The 13,131-nt window shown below is 64.2% G+C and carries 14 protein-coding genes and 1 pseudogene; 11 read left to right on the top strand and 4 right to left on the bottom strand.

Features of this window, described 5'->3' with window-relative positions:
• Positions 1-185 precede the first annotated feature (185 nt).
• From N181_RS13725 to pheT, 7 genes are all read left to right on the top strand, one after another.
• Positions 186-662, top strand: a complete 477-nt coding sequence (locus N181_RS13725; RefSeq protein ID WP_014330715.1) for a PepSY domain-containing protein — start codon at positions 186-188, stop codon at positions 660-662.
• Positions 663-669: 7 nt separating this feature from the next.
• Positions 670-1,335 (top strand): response regulator transcription factor, encoded by a 666-nt coding sequence (locus N181_RS13720; RefSeq protein WP_014330716.1) that lies wholly within the window; start codon positions 670-672, stop codon positions 1,333-1,335.
• Positions 1,332-2,699 (top strand): sensor histidine kinase, encoded by a 1,368-nt coding sequence (locus N181_RS13715; RefSeq protein WP_037397257.1) that lies wholly within the window; start codon positions 1,332-1,334, stop codon positions 2,697-2,699. The genes N181_RS13720 and N181_RS13715 overlap by 4 nt, the downstream gene beginning before the upstream one ends.
• Before the next feature lie 272 nt (positions 2,700-2,971).
• On the top strand, positions 2,972-3,175 hold the full coding sequence (rpmI, locus tag N181_RS13710; RefSeq protein ID WP_014330719.1) for a 50S ribosomal protein L35: 204 nt from the start codon (positions 2,972-2,974) through the stop codon (positions 3,173-3,175).
• 37 nt (positions 3,176-3,212) lie between these two features.
• Entirely contained in the window at positions 3,213-3,617 is a 405-nt protein-coding gene (rplT, locus tag N181_RS13705; RefSeq protein WP_012710091.1) for a 50S ribosomal protein L20, read from the top strand.
• A 154-nt stretch (positions 3,618-3,771) separates the two neighbouring features.
• Positions 3,772-4,854 (top strand): phenylalanine--tRNA ligase subunit alpha, encoded by a 1,083-nt coding sequence (gene pheS / locus N181_RS13700; RefSeq protein WP_037397259.1) that lies wholly within the window; start codon positions 3,772-3,774, stop codon positions 4,852-4,854.
• 33 nt (positions 4,855-4,887) lie between these two features.
• Entirely contained in the window at positions 4,888-7,314 is a 2,427-nt protein-coding gene (pheT, locus tag N181_RS13695; RefSeq protein ID WP_037397262.1) for a phenylalanine--tRNA ligase subunit beta, read from the top strand.
• Between the two features lie 208 nt (positions 7,315-7,522).
• Here the strand turns inward: pheT and N181_RS13690 are convergent, their stop codons facing one another.
• Together N181_RS13690 and N181_RS13685 are read right to left on the bottom strand one after the other, a co-directional pair.
• Complete coding sequence (locus N181_RS13690; RefSeq protein WP_037397268.1) at positions 7,523-7,906, bottom strand: VOC family protein; 384 nt, start codon at positions 7,904-7,906, stop codon at positions 7,523-7,525.
• A gap of 26 nt (positions 7,907-7,932) precedes the next feature.
• On the bottom strand, positions 7,933-8,292 hold the full coding sequence (locus N181_RS13685; protein ID WP_037397282.1) for a nuclear transport factor 2 family protein: 360 nt from the start codon (positions 8,290-8,292) through the stop codon (positions 7,933-7,935).
• Positions 8,293-8,428: 136 nt separating this feature from the next.
• Between N181_RS13685 and N181_RS34760 the strand changes: the two are divergent.
• Positions 8,429-8,592 (top strand): annotated as a pseudogene (locus N181_RS34760) (LysR family transcriptional regulator); the annotation flags it as partial.
• Positions 8,593-8,628: 36 nt separating this feature from the next.
• On the opposite strand, the gene N181_RS13680 reads toward N181_RS34760, so the two are convergent.
• Positions 8,629-9,120, bottom strand: coding sequence for a YciE/YciF ferroxidase family protein (locus N181_RS13680; RefSeq protein WP_014330725.1), 492 nt, complete (start codon positions 9,118-9,120; stop codon positions 8,629-8,631).
• Between the two features lie 226 nt (positions 9,121-9,346).
• On the opposite strand from N181_RS13680, the gene N181_RS13675 reads away from it, so the two are divergent.
• Entirely contained in the window at positions 9,347-10,117 is a 771-nt protein-coding gene (locus N181_RS13675; RefSeq protein WP_037397283.1) for an SDR family oxidoreductase, read from the top strand.
• Positions 10,118-10,136: 19 nt separating this feature from the next.
• Entirely contained in the window at positions 10,137-10,760 is a 624-nt protein-coding gene (locus N181_RS13670; protein ID WP_037397286.1) for a hypothetical protein, read from the top strand.
• Positions 10,761-10,931: 171 nt separating this feature from the next.
• Here the strand turns inward: N181_RS13670 and N181_RS13665 are convergent, their stop codons facing one another.
• On the bottom strand, positions 10,932-11,882 hold the full coding sequence (locus N181_RS13665) for an aldo/keto reductase (protein WP_037397288.1): 951 nt from the start codon (positions 11,880-11,882) through the stop codon (positions 10,932-10,934).
• 267 nt (positions 11,883-12,149) lie between these two features.
• On the opposite strand from N181_RS13665, the gene N181_RS13660 reads away from it, so the two are divergent.
• Positions 12,150-13,131, top strand: a 982-nt coding sequence (locus N181_RS13660; protein ID WP_060563438.1) for a Gfo/Idh/MocA family protein, incomplete at its 3' end; no start/stop codon positions are given.

The following is a 13,131-nucleotide window of genomic DNA, read 5'->3' as shown; positions in this document are numbered from 1 at the left end:
TCCGATTCTGGGCTGAGTCCCTCTCCGCGGCGATGGCTGTCGCCATCGCCGCGGACTCATCAAATTCCTGCCTCTCGCATCGTTCCTGCTGCGAGGGGCACGACCGTTTCAGCAAGAAATGAAGTTCCACCCCTGTTTCCGTCACTTTTCTGTCGGATGTTGTGGCGACCTGTGTTGAGGGGATAATGAGAGACCATATCTGCCTGGAGCGCGCAGCACCGCATCGTCCCGCCTCGCTCATGCGCCGGAGTCTGGCCGCATTTCTTTGCTGGTCGTTCGCGTCGTGTGCCGTGCCGTTGTCCGCCAGCGGTGCCGCTTTGGCCGAGGACGGCAAGAGCAGCCGCGGCAAGTCGGATGCCGGCGGCAGCACCGGCGATACCGGTACAGGCGGAGGCCATAGCAGCCGGCCGGCGGCCGAAGACAGCAGGAACCGGGAAACCAGGAGCCAGGAGGATGCGCGCGAGGCCGTCGCCAAGGGAGAGATCCTGCCGCTCAGCAGGCTGCTCGCTTTGGTCGATCACAATCTCTACGGCATGGTCATCGCGGTCGATCTGGTGCGCTACATGGGCAGCGACGTCTACCAGCTGAAGACGCGTGATGGCGCAGGCGTCATCCGCGACCTCAGGATCGATGCGCGCACCGGCAGATTCGTGAAATTCTGAGGCAGACATGCGCATACTACTGGCAGAGGACGACCTCAACATCGCGGGCCATGTTCGCGGGAAACTCGAGGCCGAAGGCTACGCGGTCGATACGCTTGCACATGGCCCCGACATCTGGGAGCGCGGCGAGGACGCTGGCTATGCGGCCATCATCCTCGACCTCGGTCTGCCTGGCCTCGATGGATTGTCGATCCTCAAGCGGTGGCGGCACGACGGCGTGGAAACGCCCGTGGTCGTCCTGACCGCCCGCGGATCCTGGATGGAACGGGTCGACGGTTTCGAGGCCGGCGCCGACGACTACATTCCCAAGCCGTTTCGAGCCGAGGAACTGCTGGCGCGGCTGAGAGCGCTCTTGCGGCGGGCCGGCCCGCGTTTTCAGATCGTCAAATCGGCGGGCCGCTTCACGCTCGACGAGGCGACCCGCCGGGTCACCTTCGACGGCGAGGCGCTCGACCTCAGCCCGCTCGAATATCGCATGGTCGCCTACTTCATCGAACGCAAGGGCGAGGTGCTGACCCCGCTCGAACTGGCAGGCCATGTCCAGGGACGCGACGACGATTCGGCCAAGAACGCCGTCGAGGCGATGATCGCCCGGTTGCGCCGCAAGACCGAGAGCGGCGCCATCGAGACGCGACGCGGCTTCGGCTATCTCCTGCCGGACGACCCTTCATGATGCGCTCGCTGCGGCTGCGGCTGGCGGTCGGAGCGGTGATCGCGATCGGCCTCGTTCTGCTCGTGGCGTGGCTTTCCCTGACGCGGCTGTTCACCGACTACGTGGTCGAGCGGTACCGCAGCGAGATGATGACGATCGTCGACACGCTGGCCGCCGAACTGGCCCTGGGAGACGGCAAGCTGATGCTGGCGCGCGAGCCGGCAGATCCGCGTTTCGACCTGCCGAACGGCGGTCGCTACTGGCAGATCTCACCCGTCGACGGCAATAATCTCCGGTCGCGCTCGCTCTGGGACGTGGCGATCGATGCCGACGCGCCGGTCGGTTCGCGCTACGAGGGCTTTTCCGTCACCGAGGGTCCGGACGGACATCCGATGCTGGTGCACAGCCGGGCCCTGTCGCTTGGTGAGAATGCCCCGGCGATCCCGTTTGTTGCGTCAGCGGCGTTTCCGCAACGGGAACTCGAGGAAGCGCTGAACGATTTCCAAGCGCCGCTGCGGCTGATGTTGCTTGCGACGGCCGGGGTTCTGGCCGCGGCCGCCTTTTTCCAGAATGCCATCGGGCTCGTGCCGCTCCGCCGCCTCGGCGAGCGGGCGGCTTCGGTGCGCGCCGGCCGCGACCGGGATTTCGGCACTGCCGGTCCAAGCGAGGTGCAGCCGCTGGTCAACGAGATCAACCTGCTCCTGAAGGAACGCGAAATCGCGGTCGAGCGGGCGCGTGCCCGCGCCAGCGATCTCGCCCACGGCCTAAAGACGCCGCTGACCGTGCTGGCCCAGCTTGCCGATCGGCTGCCGCCGGAGGATCGGGCCCTGGCGCTCCGGCAGGTGGAGCTCGCCCGCCAGCGGGCGGACCGGCAGCTGCAGGCCGCGCGCATGGGCGTCGAGCGCATGGCGACGACCTCGGTCATGGGCCTTGGCGGCAAGCTCGTCAGCGTCCTTCGTCCCGTCACCGCCGAGCGCGATGTCGCCTGGAAGGTCTCGATCGACAGCGCGCTTTCTCTCGACGTCGATCCGGCCGACCTTGCCGAATGCCTCGGCAATCTGCTCGACAACGCCGCCAAGTGGGCACGCACGTTGATCCGCTTCTCGGCACGCCGGGCCGGCGGCGCAATCACCATCCTGATCGAGGACGACGGACCTGGCATTGCCGAACAGGACCGCGTGCCGATCCTCAAGCGTGGCGCGCGGCTCGACAGCACCGGCGACCGGGAGCCCGAAGGCACGGGGCTGGGTCTCGCGATCAGTGCCGACATCGCCGACGCTTACGGCGCCTCATTGACCCTCGAGCAGTCCGACCTCGGCGGGCTGAGGGCGCGGCTGACCTTTCCGGTCAGGGTCGTGCAGCGTCCGGTGCGCGATCCCGCCTGACGCCGCGGCTACTGCATGTCTCCTTAAATCGACGTCGATTTAAGGATAAAGACATGCAGCAATTCAAAGTGCTACAGCGACCTTTGCGCGTCTGATAAGACGCGCGGCGCTGTAGCCGTTCGCGATGATCAACGGGCGGCTTGCGCTTTTGCAGGACTTCGGCTACAAGCCCACCGTCCGAACGGTCCGGCAGGGCATGCCGTGGCCGTTCTTAACGCTGGAAACCAGCCTCGTCAGCCGGTTTCGCATATCAAGAACAATGGAGTAGCAAAATGCCCAAGATGAAGACGAAGTCGTCTGCCAAGAAGCGGTTCAAGGTCACCGCTACTGGCAAGGTGAGAGCTGCCGCTGCTGGCAAGCGCCACGGCATGATCAAGCGTTCCAACAAGTTCATTCGCGACGCGCGCGGGACCATGGTCCTCGCCGAGCCTGATGGCAAGAAGGTCGTCAAGAACTACCTGCCGAACGGTCTCTGAGACGTCGGACATATTGGATACTTAAGGAGATCATGACATGGCACGTGTAAAACGCGGCGTAACCGCTCACGCCAAGCACAAGAAGACGCTCAAGGCCGCCAAGGGTTTCTACGGCCGCCGCAAGAACACGATCCGCGCCGCCAAGGCAGCGGTCGACCGTTCCAAGCAGTACGCCTACCGCGACCGCAAGGTTAACAAGCGCAATTTCCGCGCCCTCTGGATCCAGCGCATCAACGCTGCCGTCCGTGAATTCGGCCTGACCTACGGCCGCTTCATCGACGGCCTGAACAAGGCTGGCATCGAAGTCGACCGCAAGGTTCTGTCCGACATGGCGATCCATGAGCCGGCAGCATTCGGCGCCCTCGTCGAGGCTTCCAAGAAGGCGCTCGCCTATCTCAAGGAAGCCGGCACGGCAAACGAGTTTGAAAGCGCTGTCCGTTAAGCCAGCGTTTTCCCAAGACCGTTTCTGAAATTGTTGGGAAACCCGCGCTGGCAGGGCTGGCGCGGGTTTTTCTTATTCGGCCGGTCGCCGGCGATCACATCGCTGAAGTGTCGAACCGATATACCGAACCATTCCCGCATCGAGGCAGGACAGAATGAGCGAACTGGAAACTTTGGAACGGACATTGCTGGCGGAAATCGATGCCGCCGCCGACGAGGGGGCGATCGAGGCGTTGCGTGTCGGTGCGCTCGGCAAGAAGGGCTCGATTTCGGAACTCCTGAAGACGCTCGGCACGATGAGCCCGGAAGAGCGGCAGACGCGCGGCGCCCGCATCAATGCGCTGAAGAATATCGTCACCGAGGCGATTTCGGCCCGCAAGCTCGCCCTCAAGGACGCGGCGATCGCCGAGCGGCTGGCTCGCGAGACGGTCGATATCAGCCTGCCGCTGCGCTCGTCGCCGGCCGAGCGCGGCCGCATCCATCCGATCAGCCAGATCGTCGACGAGATCACCGCGATCTTCGGCGACATGGGCTTCTCGATCGCCGAGGGTCCGGACATCGAGACCGACTATTACAATTTCACGGCGCTGAACTTCCCCGAAGGTCACCCGGCCCGCGAGATGCACGACACCTTCTTCTTCCAGCCGGACGACAACGGCGAGCGCAAGGTGCTGCGCACCCATACCTCGCCGGTGCAGATCCGCACGATGGAGGCCGAGCAGCCGCCGATCCGCATCATCATTCCCGGCAAGACCTACCGGCAGGATTCCGACGCCACCCATTCGCCGATGTTCCATCAGGTCGAGGGTCTGGTCATCGACAAGACGGCGAACGTCGCCAACATGCGCTGGGTTCTCGAGGAATTCTGCAAGGCCTTCTTCGAGGTGGATCAGGTGACGATGCGCTTCCGCCCGTCCTTCTTCCCGTTCACCGAGCCGTCCTTCGAGGTCGATATCCAGTGCGACCGCTCCGGCCCGATCGTCAAGTTCGGCGAAGGCAAGGATTGGATGGAAATCCTCGGCTGCGGCATGGTGCATCCAAACGTGCTGCGCGCCGGCGGCCTCGATCCGGACGAGTATCAGGGCTTTGCCTGGGGCATGGGCCTCGACCGCATCGCCATGCTGAAATACGGCATGCCGGACCTGCGCGACTTCTTCAATGCCGACGTCCGCTGGATGACCCATTACGGCTTCCGCCCGCTCGACATGCCGACGCTGTTCGGCGGCCTTTCGGCCTGACTTGCGCAAAGATATTAGGACACAGGTGAAATCATGAAGTTCACGCTTTCCTGGCTGAAGGACCATCTGGAAACCGACGCCTCGCTCGAGGAAATCTGCGCGCGCCTGACGATGATCGGGCTCGAGGTCGAGGAGGTCGACGACAAGGCCGCCTTCGAGCCCTTCGTCATCGCCAGGGTCATTTCCGCCGAGCAGCACCCGAATGCCGACAAGCTGAAGGTTCTGAAGGTCGACACCGGCTCCGGTGAGCCGGTGCAGGTCGTCTGCGGCGCGCCCAACGCGCGCAAGGGGCTCGTCGGCGCCTTTGCCGCCCCGGGCACCTATGTGCCCGGCATCGACGTGACGCTTTCGATCGGCAATATCCGCGGCGTCGAGAGCCGCGGCATGATGTGCTCGGAAAAGGAATTGGAGATTTCCGACGATCATACCGGCATCATCGACCTGCCCGAGGATGCGCCGCTCGGCACGAGCTACGCGGCCTATGCGGGCCTCGATGATCCGGTCATCGAGATCAACCTGACCCCGAACCGGCCGGATTGCACCAGCGTCCACGGCATTGCGCGCGACCTCGCCGCTTCCGGCCTCGGCACCCTGAAGACGCGGCCGGCGCCGTCCTTCCCGGTCGAAGGCCAGACACCGGTCAAGGTCCGGCTCGATCTCGGCGAAGACCGGCATCTCTGCCCCGGCTTCGCGCTCCGCCTGGTGCGCGGCGTCAAGAATGGCCCGAGCCCGGCGTGGATGCGCCAGCGGCTGACGGCGATCGGGCTTCGGCCGATCAATGCGCTGGTCGACATCACCAACTATCTCACCTTCGACCAGGGCCGGCCGCTGCACGTCTTCGACGCGGCGAAGGTCACCGGCAACCTCACGGTTCGCCGCGCCAGGGAAGGCGAGAAGGTGCTGGCCCTCGATACCCGCGAATACACGCTGTCGCCCGCCAATGTGGTGATTGCCGACGAGGACGGTATCGAATCGATCGGCGGCGTGATGGGCGGCGAGCATTCCGGCTGCGACGAGGCGACCACCGATGTGCTGATCGAATCGGCGCTCTGGGATCCGATGAACATTGCCAAGACCGGCCGCACCCTCGGCATCATCACCGATGCGCGCTATCGCTTCGAGCGTGGCGTCGATCCGGAATACATGGTGCCGGGCCTCGAACGGGCGACCGAACTGGTGCTGGAGCTCTGCGGCGGCACGGCAGCGAAGCTGGATGTCGTCGGCTATGAGGGCCACACACCCAAGGTCGTCGACTTCCCGGTCTCGGAAGTCAAGCGCCTGACCGGTCTCGAAGTCTCGTCCGAGGAGAGCGTCTCGATCCTCCAGAAGCTCGGCTTCGGCGTCGAGGGCTCCGGCGAGCGCTTCCGCGTCACCGTGCCCTCCTGGCGGCCCGACGTCGACGGCAAGGCGGACCTCGTCGAGGAAGTGATGCGCATCCATGGCGTCGACAACATCGTCGCCGCGGCCTTGCCGAGCCACAACGCCGTCAACGGCAAGATCCTCACGGTGCTGCAGATCCGCACCCGCCAGGCGAGACGCGCGCTGGCAAGCCGCGGCATGCTCGAAGCGGTCACCTGGTCGTTCATCTCCGAAGACCAGGCGAAGCTCTTCGGCGGCGGGCAGCCGGCGCTGAAGCTCGCCAATCCGATCGCCGCCGACATGTCCGACATGCGGCCGTCGCTGCTGCCGGGGCTTTTGACCGCCGCGCAGCGCAATGCCGACAAAGGCTATGGCGATGTGGCGATCTTCGAGGTGTCCGGCACCTATGAGGGCGACACGCCCGAGACGCAGCGCCGCGTCGCCGGTGGTGTGCGCCGCGGCACCGCATCGCTGAACGGCGCCGGCCGGCTCTGGTCGAATGCTGCGAAGGGCGGCGGCAAGCCGGTCGACGTCTTCGACGCGAAGGCCGATGCGATCGCCGTGCTCGAGGCCTGCGGCGTGCCGATGGGTAACGTCCAGTTCGAATCGGGCGGTCCGGCCTGGTATCATCCGGGCCGCTCCGGCACGATCAAGCTCGGCCCGAAGATTGTGCTTGGCGCCTTCGGCGAGTTCCACCCGAAGACCCTCGACGCCCTCGATGTATCCGGCCCGATCGCCGGCTTCGAGATCTATGTCGACGCCATGCCGGAGCCGAAGAAGAAGACGACGCGCACCAAGCCGGCACTCGAGCTCTCGCCGTTCCAGGCGGTGAAGCGCGACTTCGCCTTCGTCGTCGACAAGACGGTGGAAGCGGCGGCAATCGCAAGGGCCGCATCCGGCGCCGACCGCAAGCTGGTCACCGGCGTCAATGTCTTCGACGTCTTCGAAGGGTCTTCGCTCGGTGAAGGCAAGAAGTCGATTGCGATCGAAGTGACGATCCAGCCGGTCGAGCGCACGCTGACCGACGAGGATTTCGAGACGCTGACCGCCCGGATCGTCGCCAACGTCGCCAAGAGCACCGGCGGCGTGCTGCGCGCCTGACCATCGGTTGGTTTAGAGAAGACCCCTCCGCAGCCCCTCCCCACAAGGGGGAGGGGCTAGGCGCTCGCGGCACGCTCCTCTGTTTCCTCAATTCCCTGAGGCTGTTGCAACGGCGACGGAGATGGGAAGTCGGCGCGGTATCGAAACCCCTCCCACCTGTGGGGAGGGGTTGGGGAGGGGTGATCACCCCGCCCATCGCCCGCGAGCGTCAGCCAACAGGCTGCATCAGTTCGATCCTGTTGCCGAACGGATCGCTCACATAGCGACGCATGAAGCCGGTAAGCGGCTCGCCTTCGATGACGTCGCATCCAGCCGCCTGAAGCCGTGCAATCAGCGCAAAGAGATCATCGACAAGGAAGGCGGGATGCGCCTTGCGAGCAGGTGAGAAGTCCCTCTCGACACCGAGATGGATCTTGAGGCCGGCTTGCTCGAACCAGCAACCGCCGCGCGCCGCGAGATTGGCCGGCTTAGGCACCTGGGGAACTCCGAGCAGGCCGGCATAGAACCGGTGAGCCTCCGCTTCGCCGCCTTCCGGCATGGCGAGTTGCACATGGTCGATTGCGATCGCCTTTCCGGATCCTTCTTGCCGCATGATACCCTCGACTTGACCCGGGGGGACTACGCGTGGCGATGCCAGACCTTGTTGACGATCAGCCAGCGCCCGTCGACCTTCAGCAGAGACAAGTAGTCCGTATAGCGCGAGCCGCCGAATTCATCGATCACCTTGACGCTCGCCGTGTCGCCGGTGACGTGGATCAGATCCACCTCCATCAGCGGCTGCGTCTCCGGCGGTGCCGAACCTTCTTTCGAGACGGCGGCGATGAAGGCGTCGCGTGTGAGCCATTCGACCGAGTCCTTGTAGTTGCCAACGATCGAGGCGCTTGGATGAAAGGCCTTTCGCAGCGCCGCCTCATTGGCGAAAGCCATGCCGTCGACATAGAGATGGACGACTGCGCTGATGGCCTGCTCGTCGGACATGCTTCATTCCTCCGTTCCTGGGCGGCGCACGACTGCGGTCCGCGGGATCGTGCATTCGCCTCCGATGCCTCCGGGCACCATCATAGTTAGGGTATCGCAACAGAATTGCGATACCCATGGCCGGTAGCCGGCTTTCTACCCTTTCGAGCCACGCGTCAGCCGCTACGTGGAGGAGGGGAAATTACTGCAGGTGCCCCAGGACTGGTGTACGGCCCATGCCGGCCCCTCTATTATCCGAGCCGTCGCCAGATGCGCCCGGCGCTCCGGGCCTTCATCGATTTCTTCCGCTATCCGGCATGATCGGCGACCGGCCCCTTCGCCGGTCGCCGATAGCGGTTACGCGGCCTTCTTGTTCGCCTTGGCTGTTGCAAGTTTCGTCAGGTCCTGGTCGGTGACGACCTCTTCCTTCAGCGTTGCATCGAGAAGCGGCACCGCGTCCTTGAGACCGATCGTCTGCGCCCAGGTCTTCAAGGTGCCGTAGCGGGCGATCTCGTAATGCTCGACAGATTGCGCAGCAGAGATCAGGCCAGCGTCGAGGGCGGCCGTGCCCTTGAACTCATCCATGATCTCTTCGCCCTCGGCAATAATCCCCTCGATCGCTTCGCAAGTTTTTCCTTGGGCGCGTTTGCCGATCAATTCGAAGACCTGCTGCAGCCGCTCGACATGAGTTTCCGTCTGTTCGCGGTGCTTTTCGAACGCCGCCTTGAGCTCCGGTGCCTGCGCGCCGCGTGCCATCTTCGGAAGAGCTTTCAGGATCTTGCGCTCGGCATAATAGATGTCCTTGAGCCCGTCGTAGAACAGGTCGTCCATTGTCTTTTCCCTGGGCATTGTCGATTCCTTCCTTGTCCGGTGGGGAGATTGGGCAGTGACGCCCCTCTCAACATCAGACACGGGCATTTGTTCCTGTTCTCGGGCAAAATGCGCAAGTTGTGCTTCCTTGCCGTCGAGTGCCTGCGGGCCCGGCCGCCTTCGCTGCACCGAAATCGGGTGGCCGCAACAGCCGCCATCTGGGATTCTTCCGCTCGTCAACGACAACAGGCGTGAGGAACACAGCATGGCGAGACTTGAAGGAAAAGTGGCGATCGTGACGGGTGCAAGTTCTGGAATAGGCCGTGCGGCTGCCTCCCTCTTTGCCCGGGAAGGCGCAAAGGTCGTCGTCGCCGCAAGGCGCGTTGAGGCCCTTGAGCAGCTCGTAGGCGAGATCACTGAAGAGGGCGGTGAAGCGGCCCTGCTTTCCGGCGACCTGCGCGACGAAAGCTTGAACGAGGCGCTTGTCGATCTGGCGCTCGGTCGCTTCGGCGGACTGGACATTGCCTTCAACAATGCCGGCGCACTGGGCGCCATGGGCGAGGTCTCGTCGCTCTCGGTCGAGCGATGGCGGGAAACGCTCGATACCAACCTGACCAGCGCCTTTCTCGCCGCCAAGCATCAGGCACCGGCCATGCTTGCGCGCGGCAGCGGTTCGCTCGTCTTCACCTCGAGCTTTGTCGGCTATACGGCAGGGTTCCCGGGCATGGCCGCCTATGCGGCCAGCAAGGCCGGGCTGGTCGGCCTCGTACAGTCTCTGGCGGTCGAGCTCGGAGCCCGCGGCGTCCGGGTGAACGCGCTGCTGCCGGGCGGCACCGACACCCCCTCCAATGCCGCGAACCTGCCGGGTGCTTCTCCCGAGACGCGCGGCTTCGTCGAAGGCCTGCACGCGCTGAAGCGCATGGCGCAGCCGGCGGAAATCGCCGAGGCCGCGCTTTATCTTGCCTCCGACGGTGCTAGCTTCATCACCGGCACGGCATTGCTGGTCGATGGCGGCGTTTCGATCAGCAGGACATGACAAGCGGAGGGTAGAGAGAATGAGGAAACCGGGGTCGATGAAATCGCTGGAAGATCTCGGCCGCGTGCGCCTGTCGAAAAACTTCTTCCTACGCGATTTCCTGCATTCCGAGATCGCCGATTTCTACCGGATCCCGAACATCCCGGACGACCCGGACCTTGCCGTCGAGGCCGGTTGCAAGCTCTGCGAGGAACTGCTCGAACCGCTGCAGGCGACCTTCGGCCGGCTGCACATCCGCTCCGCCTATCGCAACCGCGCCGTCAACGAATTCGGCAATGCCAACAAGCTCAATTGCTCGACCAATGCCGCGACGGCCGCCGACCATATCTGGGACATGCGCGACGCGGACGGCTGCATGGGCGCGACCGCCTGCATCGTCATTCCCTGGGTCTGGGACCGGGAGCATGGCGAGGGCGGCTGGCAGAGCCTCGCCTGGTGGATCCACGACCACCTTCCCTATGCCTCGCTCTGCTTCTTCCCGAAGCTGTGGGCCTTCAACATCCAGTGGCATGAGCGACCGCAGCGGAGGATCCGCAGCTTCGCCGAGCCGCGCGGATTGTTGACGAAGCCGGGCGTGGCCAACCATTTAGGCAGCCATGCGCATCTCTACCCGGGCTATCCGGAGCTCGTGAGGGCGTCGTAATATTCACCCCTCCCCAACCCCACCCCGCAAGGGGCTTGCACGCGTCGCCCGGCCACTGCCCATCGTCAACTTCCGAGCGTGCGGAGTCGTCGAGGCGTGAACGGAGCGGGTGCGGCATCGTAAGCCCCTCCCCCTTGTGGGGAGGGGTTGGGGAGGGGTTTCAATCGGCCGCTACTGGCTCACGTCGTTGAGCAGCTGAATCGCCTCCTCCGAGAGCTTGAGTTCCGCCGATTTCACGAGGCTCGCGACCTGATCGAGACTGGTAGCGCTGGCGATCGGTGCGGTGACGCCGTCGCGGGCGATGATCCAGGCGAGTGCGATCTCCGCCTGTTTCGCGCCGGTCTCCTCGGCAATCTCGTCGAGCACGCCGAGAATGCGCATGCCGCGCCCGTCGAGATATTTTTCGACGCCGCCGCCACGGGCCGAGCCTTCGAGATCCGTGTGCGAACGGTACTTGCCGGAGAGGAAGCCGCGCGCCAGGCTGAAATAGGTGATAACGCCGATCTCCTCGGCGATGCAGAGGTTGCGCAAGGCGCCGTCATAGGCGGCGCGGTCGTAGAGGTTATATTCTGGCTGCAGCACGTCGTAGCGCGGCAGGCCTTTTGCCGCCGCGACATCGAGGGCGCCGCGCAATTGTCCGGCATCGAGATTCGAGGCGCCGATCGCCCGCACCTTGCCTTGCGAAAGCAGCGTCTCATAGGCGGCGAGCGTCTCCTCGCAGGGCGTTTCCGGATCCGGCCAATGCGACAAATAGAGGTCGATATGGTCGGTCTGCAGGCGCTTCAGCGAGTCCTCGACCGCCTGGAGGATCCAGCGGCGCGAGAGCCCCTTGCGGCCGGGTCCAAGTTCGGAGCCGACCTTGGTGATGATCACTGCCCGGTCGCGCGGGCGTCCGGATTGCTTCAGCCATTTGCCGATGATCGTCTCGGACTCGCCGCCCCGGTTTCCGGGGACCCAGGAAGAATAGACATCCGCCGTGTCGACGGCGTTGAAACCGGCATCGAAAAAGGCATCGAGAAGCGCGAAAGACGTCTTCTCGTCCGCTGTCCAGCCGAACACATTGCCGCCGAAGACGAGCGGGGCGATTGAAAGACCCGTGCGGCCAAGTCTGCGCATTTCCATGGTTTCGCTCCACGTTGGTTGGATGAAAACAAGCTGCGATTGGGAGGATTGCCGGGGAAACATAGGCCAGTTCCCCGCCGATGACACCCGCCGGATTGGTTTTTCTGGTCAGTTCAAGCCTTGCTAGGCACGTACCTCGGCGATAGTCTCGGCGCCGCCCTGATCGTGCGATCTGGAAAAATCAGAACGCGATCGATCCCCACACAGGTGCGGGCCGAGGGAGCCTCTGCCTTTCTTCGCGAGTCCGCTCTAACAGGAGACTGCCCCATGTTGCGCTTCGGAATATTGTCGACGGCCAGGATCGGCCGCGAACTGGTCGTGCCGGCCATTCAGGACGCCGAGAATTGCGTCGTCACGGCAATCGCCAGCCGCGATGTGGCAAAAGCGAGGGCGATGGCCGATCGCTTCTCGGTACCGCATGCCTTCGGTTCCTATGAGGAGATGCTCGCCTCGGACGTAATCGACGCCGTCTACATTCCGCTTCCGACCTCGCAGCACGTCGACTGGGCGATCAAGGCGGCCGATGCCGGCAAGCATGTGCTTTGCGAGAAGCCGCTGGCGCTGAAGGCCGAGGAGATCGACGCGGTGATCGCGGCGCGCGATCGCAACAGGGTGCTCATCTCGGAAGCCTATATGGTCACCTACAGCCCCGTCTGGCGGAAGGTGCGCTCGCTCATCGCCGAGGGCGCCATCGGCAAGCTCAAGCATGTCCAGGGCGCCTTCACCTATTACAATCGCGATCCCGGCAACATGCGCAACGTTCCGGCGCTCGGGGGCGGCGGCCTGCCTGACATCGGCGTCTATCCGGCGATCACCACGCGGTTCACCACCGGCAAGGAGCCGCTGCGCGTCCAGGCCAATACCGATCGCGATCCGGAATTCGGCACCGACATCTATTCGAGCGTGCGCGCCGACTTCGGCGATTTCGAGCTGAGCTTCTACATCTCCACCCAGCTCGCCGCCCGCCAGGTGATGGTCTTCCACGGCGACCAGGGCTATATCGAAGTGAAGTCGCCCTTCAATGCGGACCGCTACGGCCGCGAGGAGGTGGAGCTTACCAACCAGAATCACGCCCAGTCGCAGCTCTTCCGTTTCCAGGACGCGCGCCAGTACAAGCTCGAGGCGGAAGCCTTCGCGCGCGCCGCGAAGGGCGAGGTGGAAGAGGTGGTGACGCTGGAAAGCTCGCGCCTCAACCAGAAATTCATCGACGCGATCTATCGTGCCAGCGAGAGGGATGGCTGGGAAACGG

Origin of the sequence: Sinorhizobium fredii USDA 205 (genome assembly GCF_001461695.1) — a bacterium.
Taxonomy (GTDB): domain Bacteria; phylum Pseudomonadota; class Alphaproteobacteria; order Rhizobiales; family Rhizobiaceae; genus Sinorhizobium; species Sinorhizobium fredii.
The sequence above is the reverse complement of the archived record's forward strand: the minus strand, read 5'-3'. Positions and strand labels throughout refer to the sequence as shown.

Excerpts from the sequence above, each read along its gene's own strand:
- N181_RS13685 (WP_037397282.1), bottom strand. The coding sequence starts at position 8,292 with ATGTCCGACGAGCAGGCCATCAGCGCAGTCGTCCATCTCTATGTCGAC.
- N181_RS13680 (WP_014330725.1), bottom strand. The coding sequence starts at position 9,120 with ATGCCCAGGGAAAAGACAATGGACGACCTGTTCTACGACGGGCTCAAG.
- N181_RS13690 (WP_037397268.1), bottom strand. The coding sequence starts at position 7,906 with ATGCGGCAAGAAGGATCCGGAAAGGCGATCGCAATCGACCATGTGCAA.
- rplT (WP_012710091.1), top strand. The coding sequence starts at position 3,213 with ATGGCACGTGTAAAACGCGGCGTAACCGCTCACGCCAAGCACAAGAAG.
- pheS (WP_037397259.1), top strand. The coding sequence starts at position 3,772 with ATGAGCGAACTGGAAACTTTGGAACGGACATTGCTGGCGGAAATCGAT.
- pheT (WP_037397262.1), top strand. The coding sequence starts at position 4,888 with ATGAAGTTCACGCTTTCCTGGCTGAAGGACCATCTGGAAACCGACGCC.
- N181_RS13665 (WP_037397288.1), bottom strand. The coding sequence starts at position 11,882 with ATGGAAATGCGCAGACTTGGCCGCACGGGTCTTTCAATCGCCCCGCTC.
- N181_RS13670 (WP_037397286.1), top strand. The coding sequence starts at position 10,137 with ATGAGGAAACCGGGGTCGATGAAATCGCTGGAAGATCTCGGCCGCGTG.
- N181_RS13725 (WP_014330715.1), top strand. The coding sequence starts at position 186 with ATGAGAGACCATATCTGCCTGGAGCGCGCAGCACCGCATCGTCCCGCC.
- N181_RS13720 (WP_014330716.1), top strand. The coding sequence starts at position 670 with ATGCGCATACTACTGGCAGAGGACGACCTCAACATCGCGGGCCATGTT.
- rpmI (WP_014330719.1), top strand. The coding sequence starts at position 2,972 with ATGCCCAAGATGAAGACGAAGTCGTCTGCCAAGAAGCGGTTCAAGGTC.
- N181_RS13715 (WP_037397257.1), top strand. The coding sequence starts at position 1,332 with ATGATGCGCTCGCTGCGGCTGCGGCTGGCGGTCGGAGCGGTGATCGCG.
- N181_RS13675 (WP_037397283.1), top strand. The coding sequence starts at position 9,347 with ATGGCGAGACTTGAAGGAAAAGTGGCGATCGTGACGGGTGCAAGTTCT.